Consider the following 15,891-nt stretch of genomic DNA (forward strand, 5'->3'; position numbering starts at 1 on the left):
TACGTTCTGGTTTATTTTTTAAAAATTATCCAAGTGCAACATCAAGAATCATCATAATAACAAAACCAACCATAACACTCCAAGTTCCCCAGTGGGAATCTTCACTTAAGTGTGCTCCAGGAATTAATTCTTCTGCAACTACATACATCATAGCACCTGCTGCAAATGATAAAAACCAAGGCATTAAAGTTGTTAATGAACTTGCAAGTATAATACCAACTAAAGCAGCAATTGGTTCAATTATCCCCGAGAAAACTCCATATGCAAAAGCTTTATTTCGACTTCCTAACTCTTCAGCCATTGGAAGTGAAACTGCTGCACCTTCTGGGAAGTTTTGAAGACCAATACCAATTGCTAATCCTAATGCAGATGCAAATGACGCTGCTTGCACAGTACCCTGTGTGGCTAATGCTACCCCGAAGGCAAATCCGACAGCTAATCCTTCTGGTACATTATGAATCGCAATAGCTAAAAAAAGCTTTGTAGATCGAGATAATTTATTTTTAACCCCTTCTTCCTGTTTGGAATCATTATGGAAATGTGGAACAATTTTATCGATTCCAAATAAGAATAAGCCTCCTAACAAGAAGCCTAAAGTTGCAGGTAAAAATGCTAAATTACCTAAAAAATCACTTTGCTCAATTGATGGGATTAATAAAGACCAAATACTTGCAGCAATCATAATACCTGCTGCAAATCCTAAGAATATTGTATTTAATTTTTCAGAAATACCATTTCTAAATAAATATATAAGCGCAGAGCCTGCGCTTGTCATTATAAAAATAAATGACACTCCAAAGATAATCATCTGTGTATTGTCCAAAATCATCACCGCTTTCTTTATACATTATAGCAATTTTCAGAAAATTTTACATTTAATATCATTAATTAAATGAAATATATTTTTTTATGTTTAGTTTATTCAATGTTATGAATTATATCTTCAAAATCCTTTGGTAAAGGTGCTTTTAAATCTTTATGGTTAAGATATTCTGCTATACCTGATAAACGATTAAAAGTAATACGACTATGATGAAGACAAAGCGTTTTAAATTGATCTTCTCTACCATACTTATGATCACCAACTAAAGGGTGATTTATACTAGATAAATGCACTCTAATTTGATTGGATCTACCTGTTTTTAGTGTTACTTTTAAGAGTGTATATTTACCAAATCTTTGAATAACTTCATATTGAGTGATCGATTTTTTTCCACTCTCTTCAACATGTACTAAACCACGTTTCTCATCTTTAACAAGATTACTTACAATTTCACCATCTTCTTTAAGATCACCATGTGCAAGTGCCATATACTCTCTTATGACTGTATTATCGTGTAGGGCTTTACTTAATTTTTGATGAATTTCTTGTTTTTTCGCGAAAATAACTACACCACTTGTATTCTTATCAATTCGATTAATTGGACTTGGCACATATGCACGAGATTTTGGATCAAATTCTTGTTTTTCATAAAGATATGTTAAAACTTGATTATTTAGTGTATTATTTTGTTCATGTATATCAGGATGTACTAAAATAGCACGTTTTTTGTTGATTACTAGAATATTTTCATCTTCATATATAATAGAGCTTGTTAATGGAACTTTTACAAATTTGTATTCCGTAATAAATTCATTTTTTTGATCAGTTGTTAAAAAAATAGTAATCTCATCATCAATATTGAGAATGTAATCCACATCCACCTTTTTATGATTTACTCTAACGTCTTTCAGCCTAAAAAGACGATAAATAAAACTAAGAGGTGCATTAGATAACTGCTTTTTTAAATATTTATCGATTCTATTATTTGCGTCAATCTCAGTGACAGTAAAAATTAGTTTTTCCATGTTTATATGATATCATATTACTTTTAATGTTGAAAGATTCAATATTCTTCTTTTCTTTGATGTTTATAATCTGATTAATTAATACGAAAAAAGACATACTAGAAAATTAATTCTTAGTATGTCTTTTATATTGGAAATAAATAATTCTATAAAATTAAATATGCATAAATCAATTTCAATGTATTTTCAATACCCTTGATATGCGTTCTTTCCATACCATGAGATGCACTTACACCACTACCTATTAATGCACCTTTCATATCAACCCCAGCTCTTCTTGCAGCACCAATATCACTACCATAGAATGGGAATATGTCAACTGTATATGATATATGATGTTCTTTTGCAAGATTAATTAATCGTGTTGTAAGTTCATAATCATATGGTCCTCCTGAATCTTTAGCACAAATGGATACAGCGTATTCACTTCCAGCTAAATCAAGACCTATACACCCCATATCTAATGTGACAAATTCATCAATATTCTTATCAACAATAGAAGCTCCATGACCAACTTCTTCGTATGTTACAAAATAAATCTTAGTGTCATACTTAAATTTTATTTTATGTTCAGATGCATATTTTAATAGCATTAACAATATAACCACTGATGCTTTATCATCAACAAATCTAGTCTTTAAGAAAAGTGAATCAGTAATTGTAAATTTTGTGTCATATGCAACAATATCTCCGTTTTGAATACCTAACTTAAGAACATCATCTTTTGAATAAACTTCTTCATCTAATCTTACTTCTAATTCATCAATGTCTCTTGATTTAGTATTAGCATCTTTATATACATGTACTGCTGGTGATGTTGAAAGTATTGTACCTGTGTATTTTCTTCCATCTCTAGTATATATTACACAGTATTCACCATCTAATGTTGGTGTAATCGGCCCACCTAAAGTTGTTAATGCTAATTTACCATTTGGTTTAATCGAACGAACCATTAATCCTAAAGTATCACAATGTGCTGATGTTGCAACAAGTTTTGATGAATCATTACCTTTTATAAAAACTTCTAAAGTCCCATTATTTAATATTTTTGATTCATAACCATAAGAATCAACATAACTCTTAACTAATTGAATGATATTTTTTGTGTAACCAGTCGGAGAATCACATTTAAAAACATCTTCTGCTAAACTTTTAAAATCATCTAAATTGAACTTAATCATTATATATTTCTCCTTTACATAAATATAATATCAATTAAGATATTAATCTTTTAAATTATATTTATTAACTCTATCAAAAAAGTTTGTGTAATTTTGAATGTATAAAGTTTTTTTAGTTATTCTTATTACTTTTAAAAGTAATCTTAAACTTCTTTTATTAAAATCATACATAATGTTATATATATAAAAATGTATTTATACAAAACTATACCTTGATATTCTTTGATATTTCTTCAATACATTATTTTATAAATCAATTTTCTCAAATGATTTAACAGACTTTTTATAACCTACAAAAGTAAATAATGCATATAAAATTATTCCTATGAATAGTCCTATCAATTGAATTCCTATATTATCAAAACCAAAAGAATTTAATACTTCTAATCCAGGAAAATATCTTAACGCTTCTGCAAGACCTACAACTAAAAAACCAATGATTCCAAATGAAACAAATGGTTTTCCAAAATTATATCCTGTTTTAAAAAATCCTCTTACAAAGAGTATGTTAAAACATCCGAAAATGATCAATGCGTATCCTAAAAATACTAAATTCGCGGTTAATAACGGGTTATTAACATATACTGATGCATCTTTTAGTAAAGTCATTCTTATTAATGTAATTATTGCCATTAAAGTAAGAGTCATAAGTTCAATTGAACTTACAAAAATGAATTTTGCTTTTACAATATCTTTTTTAGTGACTGGAAGTAAAATTGAGTATGAAATATCGTTTGATTCTCTATATGATTGAAAAGATTGAAAAATCCCTAAACATGAAAAGAATACACCTACTAAAATCGGATATCCAGGTATAAATGTCATAAAGCCAAATGCGATAAATAAATATGATAATATGTGCGCACTCAATTTAAATTCTTTTCTTACAAGATTAATCATGTTTGTCCCTCTCAAGTCTAAGAATAATACTTTCTAATGTTTCATTATCTTTTTTATATTTCTTAATAAAATCAACTTTACTACAAGCACCAATGATTTTACCTTTTCTTATATATACAATATCATCTGCACATTTTTCTAAGTCTGATGTTATATGTGTCGAAAACAGTATCGCAGTACCTCTTTTTTTAAGTTCAATAAAAATTTCTAATATTTCGTCTCTAGAAAAAGGATCAAGTCCACTAGTTGGTTCATCAAGAATTAATACTTTAGCATGATGACTTAAAGCCAATAATAAATTAAACTTAACCTTCATGCCTTCTGACAATTCACTTGGCGTTTTTGAAAAATCTAATTGGAATAATTCTTTATATTCATTCATCAAGTTATCATCCCAATTCTTATAAAACTTTTTAGTAACATTTATAATATCTATTAATTTTTTACGTGGATAATAATTTGTTGTTCCACTAGAATAACCGATTTGGTTTTTAATGATATTTTCATTATTCTTTAAATCCAATCCGAAAAACTTTACATCACCGTGTTTTGTTTTAACAATATTTAAGATAGATTTAATTGTTGTTGTTTTACCTGCACCATTTCTTCCAATAAAACCAACAATATGTCCTTCTTCAACATTGAAGCTCACATTATCTAATATAAATGTTTTATATTCTTTTGTTAGATTTTTAATTTCTATTGCATTCATTTGTCTTCACCTAAAATCTTTTTATATATAACATCAAATTCACTTTTAGGTGGAATTGCAATACCACGATTCTCATCAGCTAAAATAATTAAACTATCCCCTGGTTTAATATCAAAAATATCTCTTGCTTGTTTAGGTATAACGATTTGACCTTTTTCTCCAACAATAACTGACCATATATATTTTCCCTTATGTTTATCCATTTTTACCTCCTTGTATAACTTGTTATACTTTTCATACTTATTATACTATTTATTATATTATAAGACAATTAAGAGAATATAAAAAGTGTCTTTAATACATAAAAACTAAGTACCTGAATATAAATAATAAATTCTAATTAACGAATTTTTACAAAAAAAAGATGTCAGTAGCATTATTTGACTACAAACATCTTACCAATTCAATTATCTATAAAGAGCATACTTCTGATAGATTCTTAAACAACGTTTTTATATTAAATATTTTATTTTATTACATTTATAAAAAAATAATTCACATATCATTGCAATGATATGTTTCGATTTGATTTATTATCATGTCGATGATTTCACTTGTTGTAAATTGTTCAGCATCGATTTCATGCCCATCCTGTAGAATTAATATATTTTTTTCTTCTTCTGTTTGAATAGTAATATAAAAATCATTATTACTTTCAAGAGATGAGTGAATTTGGATTTCACAATAGTCATTTACTTCTAAAAAAAATCAATAACTAAATTATATTTTTCAACCAACAGCATAACATCCAATTCTAAACCATTAATTAGTAAATACATGGTTTCCATCGTTGAATTTTGATCCTTGTATGCATTTATGTAACTAATAAATTCGCTTTTAATTCTTTCTTGTGTTACTTTTAATCTGGATTTATTCTTATCTATTAACCACTTAAAAAAAATAAAACATAGGTTTTTCCATTATTTTTAATAGTATTAAATTGATACTTATCTTTTAAATTATCATCAATCTAATATATTTTTGCTCATATTAAATATAACATTTATTACCATTAATATCCGTTTTTTAGTTGAAATATTTATATTTTTAGACTTTATCGTGTTATTTTTTTAATACAATTTTATATAAGTATGTAACAACTTAATTACGAATACATATATAAATTCGTTTACTAATTTGAAACTTACGTTTAGGTTTTAATAAACCTGTTTGTTCTCTTACTTCTTTTACATACTTAAAGAATGATGAACTTTGGACATCAAATTCAGAAAAGTCATCTTTAATCCTTTTATATAAAACGGTATTGTTTATTTGAGGACTTATTTTCAAAATCTCAATGATGTATTGTCGATAGTTATCTAAAACATACTCATGATTCTTTTGAAAAGTCTTAAAGAATGCTTGGTCTTTGTCCCACCAGTTACAAATCGTCTTATAAGATAGGTTCAACTTTTTAGATACTTTTACTTTGGATAGCCCTAGTTCCTTATACTCTTGAAGCTTCTTGTACTCTTGTATACTTAACATTAATTTAACCTCCTACAGTTTGTTAGTACACAAATAGCTTTCAACCCTCATGTGACATCACTTCCTTAAATTTACCTTTATTATAGTGAAAAAACGGCTGCATTTATAGCCACCGCTCTAATATTAATAGAATAAATAAATTTAATAACTGTTTCTAATAGTAAGTTTTTATTTGTTCTATACTTCTTGTATTTTTTCAGATTGATAACATTTAAAATACAATTTTACCTACTTCAAACTGAATAAAATCATCCTCTTTTTCCAGTAATTCCCTAAATTTATCATTTACAAATACCACACCATTTTTAATGGTAATTTCTTTTTCAAGTTGGTTTTTCTCAATAAATTTTATAACCACTTGAGATAATCCCATTTTGATAAAAGTAAGTTTTCTTTTATCATTTGTACCATAGGTAAACATATTATATTCACTTTCTTCAATAAGGCTCAAATCAAGCAATACCTTTACAAATTTTCCAAGCTTAAATCCTACAAAATCGTCTTCAATTTTTGACTTAATGATTGATAAATTAATCTTTTCCTTTGGCGTCTTATTTTTTATATTAACATACACATTCCTAAATGGATTTATTTCCGATGGTATTTCTCCAAAAGATTCACCTATAAAATAATATTCATTTTTTGATTTTTCAAAATATGATTTGAAAAATCTAATCTTACTTTTCAAGTCCAAATGATATACTTCTTTAACATAACTTTTATAAAAATTAATTGTTGCTTGTTGGTTCAATCTTACTAGTTCAAAATCAGTAACATTTTCACAATCATTAAAAAACACTTTGCTTATCTTATTTATTAAATCTAAACCACGAATACTAGAGATATTGGATATGTTAGCTATATGCTGTGATATTGAATCCACGTCTTTATAAATTGAAGCAATACCGTTTTTAATCAATATTGTTTTTATATCTTTATTGAGATAATCATTAATAAAGCTGTTTTCTTGTTCTAAAATTTTTCGCCCTTTATTATCAAGATTTGCTTTTAATAGCAAGGGGTTTTGTACTTCATCATTAACATCAGATCTTAAAAGTGATATTTTGGTTTTAATGTTTGTATTTTTTAAACCATAATCTATAAAATGTATATCACAAAATAGTTTTGACAAGTCGTTATTTAGAAACACATCACTTAATCTGTTTATTCTTCCAACCAAATTAAATAAATCATTTTGTTTTAACCCATAAACATCAAATATAAACATTGTATCTAATGATAAATTCATACCTTCAAGAATTGATGAATTTGATATTAATATTTTCATTCCATGAACGGAAGTAAATTTGTTAATTAAATAATCTTTTATAACATCAGGCATTTTTCCGTGAATATAAATAATTCCAAAATTAATCAATTCAACAAGATTATAATCATTATCCACATATTTTGAAATCATATCAGCTATTTTTTTTGTTTCCATGTCGTTAGATTGGTTTTGAATTTGAAAAGCACCCATTTTAATATTAGATAATAATTCTTGAGAAAAATTCTCAATATCTTTAGGTCTGTTAAAATAAAAAAGGTTTTTCTTCCCAAGATTATTAAATATATAATCTAAATGGTTATCATATTTACATCCCATGAAATAATAACTATCAACAAATCTATTATATAGTTCTACAGAACCATCTTTATTACATAAAGCAACATTAAACTCTTTTATATTAAAATCAATTTTTTTCATATCGACATTATCATTTTCAAAAAATATTAAATTATTAGCATCTTTAATCAGTGGTGATAAGTATACAACTCTATGATTAGAATTAATCTTTTTATTCAATTTAATTAAGCGTGCAAGTAAAACATTTCGCTCGTCTTTTTCAAATAAATTATGTGCTTCATCAATATATAGTGTATCAAATGCAAATGATGAATCTTGAAGAAGTCTTATTGCTCTTTCCTGAGTAAAAATACAAATTACTTTTTCTTCATTATTATATTCTGTATCATGAAGTAAAATCTTGTAATGTAAATTCTTAACATTGTTTTTAATATTTCTAAATGTTTGCCAAATTAATGCTTTTTTAGGAACAATAATACCTATTTTATTAACAGGGTTATTAAAAATATCTTCTATTATCGCTGAACTTTTACCATAAGAAGTTGGAGCGATATATGCTCTATTTTGTGCAGCTGATTCTATCAACGCTTTTCTAGATTCAAATTGTTTTTTTAACTCATATATACCACCTTTTTTATAGAAATTAATACCTTCTTCAAATACGACATCATGAATATTTTTATCATAATCATAAAAAATACTTTTTGCAATCGGATATAATCCATTGTTTATAGAAAACATCAATAACGGATTAAAATCTTTTGTTTTCAATGAATACTTTAAGACAAGATAATATGAAAATTCCATATAACCTATTTTATCTTTTTTTAGATATTCATCATAAAATATCAAACTTAAAGATAAAATATAAGAATATTCTTCGTTGGAAAATTCATCATTTTTAGTTATCTTTTCTAATATTTTATTAAAAACATTATCTTCCTTATTTAATTTTGTAAATATCGTTTTTGTATTTGAATCCATAACTTATTCCCCTTTTAAATAGTCTATAAATTCATTATATATGTCATTGTTTACACATAAAACGATCATCGCTTTGATTTTTCTTCCAGATATAATTTCTTCTAATTCTTTTTTTATTTCACTAACCGATTGATTATTATTTACAAAAAGAGTTGAGGTTGGAATAAGATTAAATTCTGAAGAGTCATGGCTCACCTTTTTTATATAGTCACTTGAAAGAGATAAAACTTTTTTAGATAAAGAATCATCTTTCCTTCCATGCTGTCTAATCATAATGTGGTGTAATGCATTTTTCCAAGGATTATTACCCTCTGTATTTCTTACTTTATAATCAATATCAATTATAGCTTCTCTAATTTTATCTTTATGTTTAACCTCTGTGATTGCGCTTTTACTTTCAGCTATCCAAAACTCATTAGCAAATTCATAAAAACCATCGAATCCTTTTTTCATTGAGTTTTCTTCCAAATTAGAAAAGACACATTTTTGTTCGTAACCTAAATCACGTAAAAATAAATGCATGAAAAATTCCGCAACAAGTCCATGTTTTTGAATATTAGATTTAGATGTAATTACATTATAAATATCCCTTTTTACTACATCTAAAGTATAGCCAATATTTGTTTCCCAAATATCAACTATTTCATTTTCAATAGTATCCCTAATTGTTGAAAAATCAGATAAAACGAGGTGAAAAACTTTAATATCAATTTCAATATTATCAACATTTTTAATAGTTATTATTTCTGTTGTATACTCCACGTTTTCACCTCTTATCTGTTTTTCCAAGGAAAAACTTTTGTATAATAAACTATATTGACCTTCCCTATACAAATTGTTTATTTATTACTTATATGCTTTTTTTCTTAATAACAATTAGTCCATTGCTTTATTTATCTTTGAATTTCACTTGACCGTTCATAAGTAATGGTAATAAAAAATCTCTAAGTGATGATAATTCTTGGTTTTCTTTTTTTAGAAGATCTATTTTTTCAAGAAAAACATTAAACGGCTCAAGCAATTTATCATTTTTGCAATCCAGTATTTTTATATTTTGAATATCTCTTAGTGTAATAAACTTCACTATTGAACCATTTGAACCCTTAATAAATTTTTCAACTGTTTGTTTACAGCTTAAATGAAATACTCCAACGTACTTATCATTATGCGGTGTAATAACATAAGTTCTTTGATAAGCATTAAATTTCCCATTATAATGTTTTACATTAAAATCACCATTACCAGCAATAAGAATTACATTACCATCAAATTTATAATCATCACATCGCAAAACATCATTGGCGCAAGTAAAGAAAGGGTATTTACCATTTTTAGTTGCATGGTTTGCATCTTCTTTTCCGGTTTTTATATCAGCAATTTCATATGCATTCTTTACTTCCCACCCTTCAGGAATTTCTCTTTTTAGTTCCTCATTCCATACCATTTTTCCACCTGAAGTTCTATATGGCTTTCCTTCTTTATTTGGAAATTCAAATTGAAGAAACCAATAATCATATAATGTTTTTGACATTGATTCTAATTCATTGATTATTTTCTTATTATTCTCAATATTTCTATCAATTGTCCTCAATGTTGTAGTGATTTTCTTTTGAGTATCCAAATCAGGATACTCAATAATAAAAGACTTTAGTAGATCTCCTGATAAACTACCTCGAATTCCAGTAATATCTGACAGTTTACGTATTCTTCCATAACTATTCTTTAAATAATAATATAGGTACAAAGCTGTAATATCTTTTTTGGGGACTATTGAAATTAAAGACTGATTAATGTATGCATCTATTTCTAGATAACTAACTTGTCCTCTTGTTTTTCCTTCACCTGCAGTAGCGATTAAAACAGAATTTTTCTTTGCTAACCTTGTTGCAGAATTATCAACTCCCTCTTGAGTGATTGTAATTTCTGATGAATAAATAAAATCTTGATTCGAAACAGCTGATGATAACCATGGAAAATTTCCACCCCAATATTCAGAACATTTTGTTGATGGTGTTCCACCACTGTATAAATTACATAAATCACCTATTTTTGCTCTATTCATATTTAATCTCCTCTAGTTGATGCTTGATTTCATCTTCTAAAACCTTACTCTCATCAAATAACTTAGTGAGATTATTCTTGTATGTGACCATTTTTTCTCGAAACTCTTCAGGAGTTAATTCAACATACTCAATTTTTACATCAAAATATTGACCAGCACTAAATGAATAGTTTTTCTCTTTAATTTGATTATATGTTACTGAGACAGAAAAATCATCTTCAATTTTGTGGTTAACAAAAACATCAACAATTTTATGAAGTTCTTCTTTTGATAAAACTGTTTTCTGATTTTTCCCAACCTTAACTTTTTCACCTAGTTTAGAAGCATCCATTAATAAAACTTCGCCGTTAATGTTTGACTTATCAATAAATAAAACTGAAACATTCGTTCCTGTATTTGCAAAAATATTAGAAGGCATGGAAATCACGCCACGAAGCCATTGATTATTAATTATATATTGTCTAATCTTTTTCTCAATACCAGCTTGTGCTGTTAAAAAACCAGTAGGTACAACAATAGCTGCTTTTCCACCATCTTTTAATGAATATAAGATGTGTTGAATAAAACAAAGGTAAATTGCCATAGATTCTTTTTTAGCATTTGGAATCTTTGGTACTCCAGCAAAGAATCTTGTGGTTTTTTCCCATTTTGTTTCAATCTTATCTCTAGTAGATGAAAAGTCCGTTTTAAATGGAGGATTTGAAGTGATAAAATCAAACTTTTTCAATCCTGAGGTATCATCACCTTTTATTCTATAATGAGCTGGTGTTTCAAGGGTATCACCTTCAATGATATTTTCTAAGGATTCTTTTAAACCATTTAGAAGCATATTGATTCTCAAGAAACGTGATGACTTTTGAGAAATATCTTGTGTATATACTCTGGCTTTATTACCAAATTTACCATCTCCTAGTTCGTTTGCTAAGTGAAGCACTAAAGAACCAGAACCAGCAGATGGATCATATATTTCATAAATTTTATCTTCGATTGGTGACATATGAACTAAAATTTTAGCAATCGCACTGGATAATGCTTGCGGTGTAAAATATTCAGCATAGGTTCCACTTGCTACGTTATAGTTTTGAATAAGGTATTCGAAAATAGTGCTGAAAAAGTCATAACTGCCTTCTATGGTCTCACCAAAATCAAAACGATCTCTTGTGATGTAAGAAAATATGTTTCTTGCAAAAGCATTTCTTCTTGATGCTTCAACTTTGTCACATATTTCTGTGAATAAAGGTTTCTTTTCACCACCAGCTGTTTCAACACTGAAGGATTGGTTTTCTTTATAATTTGATATTCTAATTAAAGTAGTATCAAATTGCTTATAAAAATCATCATCCTTAATATGTTGAACTAAATAATCAATGGTGTCTTCATATTTGAATGCCACATCTTGAGGATATGCGGCATAAAAAGCATCAAGCATATCATCTTCATTTTTGATAACTGATTGATAGTCTAAACCTGTATCCTTACAGAACTTGCGAAGATTAGCCATGAACTTATCATTTAAAAACTTATAAAGGAATACAGAAGTAACAACCACTTCTTCATAAGCCGTATTGGATAATCCATTGGTTGAACATAAACCTTGGAGATCATCAATAATGGATTTTATATTTTTCTCTAACTCTACATAATTTAGCATATTATACTCCTCCTAAATGCTTTCTTTATACAGTAGTAAATTCACATATAACATTTCAAGAATATCGTCATATGATTCTTTTACTTTCTTGAATAACTTTTCTTTAATTAAAATAATAGTTATCTTTGCTTTTGTTGCATCTACGAATCCTTTTTTACCTTGCACGATTAAAGCATCATCATAGATTGTATCTTTAATGTTATCATAAATAATCTTCAAGAATGACTCAATGTCCGATCTATCAATAGTTGTTTCAAGAACAGCATCGCTTAATGTTTTTACAAAAGCAAAACTTCCACCGTAGGCTTGAGATAACCGTTCATTTTCTTCATTGATTCTTTTTGCTTCTTCTAATGCGGCCTTTAATTCATCTGACAACTCATCTATCGTTTCATATTCAAACACTTGAAGTTTTTCAAATATTTTCTTAAGTAAATCTTCTAGTTTTTGAATCTTAATGTCTTTTTTATTCTTATTCTTTTGTACTTCTCTTTGAAGATCTGTTAATACATCTTTAACTTTATTAAAATCCTCATCTTTAAGTATAAATTTGCCTAAATCTAAGATAGTGATTTTGGTTTTAATAAATTCATAAACCACTTTGATGACCTCTTCATTATTCATAATATCTAGAGTATCAATAACTTTACTTGATAAATTGATAAATGAAATTCTGTTATTGACAGCCTTTAAGTATTTGTTAACTTTGTCATCATCAATAAGTTTTGAATATTCTTCTGCTCTTGAAAGTTTGAATTCAACAGAACAATCTTTAACACCTGTTAATAACTTTCTAATCTTTAATAGTGCATCCTTATTGAAGTATTGCATCATATTAACAAACATTTCAATATTATCTGCAGGTATAAATTGTTTTAGTTCAGTTGTAAGTTTATCAAGTTTTCTCTTAATATCTTCTTTATCAACAACAAGACCAGATAATGAAACTTCATCATCGCCATCTTCACTCATGTCGGCTTCAAGTTCTTTTATGTAAGCATCTAGGGTATTATTATATTCTTTCTCAATGTCAACAAAATCTACAATATAACCATATTGATACACCTTACCTGTAGGACTCTTATATGGCCTGTTAACACGAGAGATTGTTTGAAGTAAGTTTTGTGCTTTTGGTCCTCTTAAAAGATACATTTTTTTTAATCGTTTCACATCATATCCTGTCGTTAGCATATAATGAACAACTAAGATATCAGGGAATCCACTTTCTCTAAAGTTGATTTGATGTTGTTTATTTAGTGCACTTTGAACTGCATTATTTTCACTATCAGACATTACAAGGCCACTTGTTAATTTACTGTTATTCTTAAACCATTCATTGATTTTTCTTGCTTGCTCATTTGAACGACAGACAATCATTCCACCTATTGTATTATCAGTGTTAACTAATCTAAATTGTCTGAAATCTCTCTCGATATATTTAGAAACACCTTCTATATAATCATCAGATTCATAAACATCCTTGCTATCTAGGTTTTGATTTTCGATATCAAGATTTTCTTTAATCTCAGTTTTTGCAGCAGTATCGATTTGCTCTTTCTTAATTCTTAATGTGTAACCATCAGCGATTGACTTGTCATAGAAATACTTGTGTATGTAATCACCAAACTTTAAGTTAGATCGTTCCTTCTTGGTTAATAACGGAGTTCCTGTCATGGCAATATAGATACCATTTGAGTCACAAGTCATAAGGTTCTTAAAGAATTCACCATGAATGCTATATGATCTATGAGCTTCATCTACAAAGAATATTCTTTGAACCTTGACATTGTAAACATTCTCAACTACTGGCATTTTTGATTCTTCCATCAACTTGTGAATGTTAACAACACAAATTGTACCAATACCATCATTATCTTCGTCAAGTGGTTTCTTTAGTTCCTTTGCAAATTCAGTTTTACTTGAAACGTTTGTTACTGTAAAACCTCTATTTGTAAATTCGGTAGTTGCTTGAGTCATAAGGTCAAGTCTATCTACGATAAAGAAGAATCGGGTATTAACGTTCTTCTTAGCGAAGTAATCAGAAATAACCTTAATTGAGTATGCTGAAAGAGCAGTTTTACCAGAACCTTGAGTATGCCAAATAATCCCGTTCTTATCTTTTTCACTTAATCGTTTGATGATGGCCCTAGTTGCAAAGAACTGAGGATATCTCATGATATGTTTTTGCTTAATTGGAATTTCTTCTTCTGTGTTGGTTGTAACATTACGAACCTTTTTGATTTCAGTTAAAAACATAATGCCATAACGGAGCATGTACAAAAATCTCTCTTTATCAAAAAGAGATGTTATAAATCTGTTACATGGAGTTAGGTCAGAAAGATTAGTGTTAAATTCTGGTGTCTCAGTTTCATCTGGATTATATCCACCATCTCTAACGACATATTTGATCATTGTTTCATCGATTTCTTTTAGTTTATATTTGGAATGATACTCTTTGATATCTTCTCTAAAGAATGAGAATGTTGTGCTTTGTCCATTAGGAGTTGTATAGAATGAACCTGCTTTAACTTCATCAGCAATGTCATCATCAGCATCTTCATATTCCATATTATTTGAAAAAGAAATAACTTGGATTAAATTAAAGTACTTTTTATAATCATCATTCTTTAATCTCTTATTGATCATTCTTTCAAACTCAACTTGTATTCCACCACTATTATCAGGATGCTTCACTTCTAAGAACGCTAATGGCATACCATTGATTAGAATATTAATGTCTGGTCTAAATGATCCTTCTTCTGTTCCTTCTTTTATGCTAAAAGGCAATTCATTAACAACTGCAAAATCATTGTTATTAAAATTATCTAAATCGAGTAATCGAATTGGATACTCAGATGAAAGCAGTCTCTTATAGAATTCTTTACCTAAATCATTATTTTTAATTAATGTGTTAATTTCAGCTAATAGAGCAAACAATTCGTCATTTGATATTTCTCTTTTATTGATTCTTTCTAACGATGTTTTAAATCTATCAATAAAGATCTTAGTTTCAAAATCAATTTTTGCACCTTTAAGAGATTGATATTCATAACCCAATCTTAAGAATTGAATGGTCGCAGGAAATTTTACTCTTGTGTCCTCATTAAAATGTAACATTATTTATCCCCCGCCAAATCTATGTTATTTTCCTTACAAAGTTCGACTATCTTTCTCTTGATTTTAGTCGTAGGCTCATGTTTACCAGTTTCCCATCTATTAATCGAAGCAAATGAAACGCCTAAAAGAGTTGCTAACTCTTCTTGAGTGATAATCAGCTTTTCTCTTATCTCTTTAACTAATTTTTTATAATTCATAATATTCACCTTTTCGCTTGTAAACGTCTTGTAATTAGTATAGCACTTTTTTATCAATCCGTCCATAATTTATTAAATAAACTGTCAATTTAAGTCATGTTTTTCTCAAATCTTTCAAAACTTCCCCTAATCGTTCATTTGTTGAATAATCGTTCAAAAGTAG

The 15,891-nt window shown here is 27.7% G+C and carries 13 protein-coding genes; all 13 read right to left on the reverse strand.

What is annotated here, in order from left to right:
• Positions 1-25 precede the first annotated feature (25 nt).
• The gene (locus T434_RS0101190; RefSeq protein ID WP_245588309.1) at positions 26-808 is read right to left on the reverse strand and encodes a ZIP family metal transporter; all 783 of its coding nucleotides are present in this window, start codon (positions 806-808) and stop codon (positions 26-28) included.
• A 110-nt stretch (positions 809-918) separates the two neighbouring features.
• Positions 919-1,848, reverse strand: coding sequence for an RluA family pseudouridine synthase (locus T434_RS0101195; protein WP_026399555.1), 930 nt, complete (start codon positions 1,846-1,848; stop codon positions 919-921).
• A 146-nt stretch (positions 1,849-1,994) separates the two neighbouring features.
• Positions 1,995-3,029 carry a M42 family metallopeptidase gene (locus T434_RS0101200; RefSeq protein ID WP_026399556.1) on the reverse strand — a complete coding sequence of 345 codons (1,035 nt, stop codon included), beginning with the start codon at positions 3,027-3,029 and terminating at the stop codon, positions 1,995-1,997.
• 246 nt (positions 3,030-3,275) lie between these two features.
• Positions 3,276-3,929, reverse strand: coding sequence for an ABC-2 transporter permease (locus T434_RS0101205; protein WP_026399557.1), 654 nt, complete (start codon positions 3,927-3,929; stop codon positions 3,276-3,278).
• Positions 3,922-4,641 (reverse strand): ABC transporter ATP-binding protein, encoded by a 720-nt coding sequence (locus T434_RS0101210; protein ID WP_026399558.1) that lies wholly within the window; start codon positions 4,639-4,641, stop codon positions 3,922-3,924. Before T434_RS0101210 ends, T434_RS0101205 begins: the two co-directional genes overlap by 8 nt.
• Positions 4,638-4,844 (reverse strand): AbrB/MazE/SpoVT family DNA-binding domain-containing protein, encoded by a 207-nt coding sequence (locus tag T434_RS0101215; RefSeq protein WP_162150581.1) that lies wholly within the window; start codon positions 4,842-4,844, stop codon positions 4,638-4,640. The genes T434_RS0101210 and T434_RS0101215 overlap by 4 nt, the downstream gene beginning before the upstream one ends.
• 898 nt (positions 4,845-5,742) lie before the next feature.
• Positions 5,743-6,129, reverse strand: a complete 387-nt coding sequence (locus T434_RS0101225; RefSeq protein ID WP_026399560.1) for a hypothetical protein — start codon at positions 6,127-6,129, stop codon at positions 5,743-5,745.
• Between the two features lie 211 nt (positions 6,130-6,340).
• Positions 6,341-8,701 (reverse strand): DEAD/DEAH box helicase, encoded by a 2,361-nt coding sequence (locus tag T434_RS0101230; RefSeq protein ID WP_026399561.1) that lies wholly within the window; start codon positions 8,699-8,701, stop codon positions 6,341-6,343.
• A gap of 3 nt (positions 8,702-8,704) precedes the next feature.
• Positions 8,705-9,490, reverse strand: a complete 786-nt coding sequence (locus T434_RS07365; protein ID WP_162150582.1) for a hypothetical protein — start codon at positions 9,488-9,490, stop codon at positions 8,705-8,707.
• A gap of 100 nt (positions 9,491-9,590) precedes the next feature.
• Positions 9,591-10,763 (reverse strand): restriction endonuclease subunit S, encoded by a 1,173-nt coding sequence (locus T434_RS06395; protein ID WP_051614284.1) that lies wholly within the window; start codon positions 10,761-10,763, stop codon positions 9,591-9,593.
• On the reverse strand, positions 10,756-12,414 hold the full coding sequence (locus tag T434_RS0101245; protein ID WP_026399562.1) for an HsdM family class I SAM-dependent methyltransferase: 1,659 nt from the start codon (positions 12,412-12,414) through the stop codon (positions 10,756-10,758). Before T434_RS0101245 ends, T434_RS06395 begins: the two co-directional genes overlap by 8 nt.
• Positions 12,415-12,426: 12 nt before the next feature.
• Positions 12,427-15,531: a DEAD/DEAH box helicase family protein gene (locus T434_RS0101250; RefSeq protein ID WP_026399563.1), complete on the reverse strand. Its 3,105-nt coding sequence runs from the start codon at positions 15,529-15,531 to the stop codon at positions 12,427-12,429.
• Complete coding sequence (locus T434_RS0101255; protein WP_026399564.1) at positions 15,531-15,728, reverse strand: helix-turn-helix domain-containing protein; 198 nt, start codon at positions 15,726-15,728, stop codon at positions 15,531-15,533. Before T434_RS0101255 ends, T434_RS0101250 begins: the two co-directional genes overlap by 1 nt.
• Positions 15,729-15,891: the final 163 nt, after the last annotated feature.

Source organism: Acholeplasma equifetale ATCC 29724 (genome assembly GCF_000687735.1).
GTDB classification, from domain to species: Bacteria; Bacillota_I; Bacilli_A; order Acholeplasmatales; family Acholeplasmataceae; genus Acholeplasma; species Acholeplasma equifetale.

Bases quoted from the DNA above. Each gene is read 5' to 3' on its own strand.
- T434_RS0101190 (WP_245588309.1), bottom strand. From the start codon at position 808: ATGATTATCTTTGGAGTGTCATTTATTTTTATAATGACAAGCGCAGGC.
- T434_RS0101195 (WP_026399555.1), bottom strand. From the start codon at position 1,848: ATGGAAAAACTAATTTTTACTGTCACTGAGATTGACGCAAATAATAGA.
- T434_RS0101200 (WP_026399556.1), bottom strand. From the start codon at position 3,029: ATGATTAAGTTCAATTTAGATGATTTTAAAAGTTTAGCAGAAGATGTT.
- T434_RS0101205 (WP_026399557.1), bottom strand. From the start codon at position 3,929: ATGATTAATCTTGTAAGAAAAGAATTTAAATTGAGTGCGCACATATTA.
- T434_RS0101210 (WP_026399558.1), bottom strand. From the start codon at position 4,641: ATGAATGCAATAGAAATTAAAAATCTAACAAAAGAATATAAAACATTT.
- T434_RS0101215 (WP_162150581.1), bottom strand. From the start codon at position 4,844: ATGGATAAACATAAGGGAAAATATATATGGTCAGTTATTGTTGGAGAA.
- T434_RS0101225 (WP_026399560.1), bottom strand. From the start codon at position 6,129: ATGTTAAGTATACAAGAGTACAAGAAGCTTCAAGAGTATAAGGAACTA.
- T434_RS0101230 (WP_026399561.1), bottom strand. From the start codon at position 8,701: ATGGATTCAAATACAAAAACGATATTTACAAAATTAAATAAGGAAGAT.
- T434_RS06395 (WP_051614284.1), bottom strand. From the start codon at position 10,763: ATGAATAGAGCAAAAATAGGTGATTTATGTAATTTATACAGTGGTGGA.
- T434_RS0101245 (WP_026399562.1), bottom strand. From the start codon at position 12,414: ATGCTAAATTATGTAGAGTTAGAGAAAAATATAAAATCCATTATTGAT.
- T434_RS0101250 (WP_026399563.1), bottom strand. From the start codon at position 15,531: ATGTTACATTTTAATGAGGACACAAGAGTAAAATTTCCTGCGACCATT.
- T434_RS0101255 (WP_026399564.1), bottom strand. From the start codon at position 15,728: ATGAATTATAAAAAATTAGTTAAAGAGATAAGAGAAAAGCTGATTATC.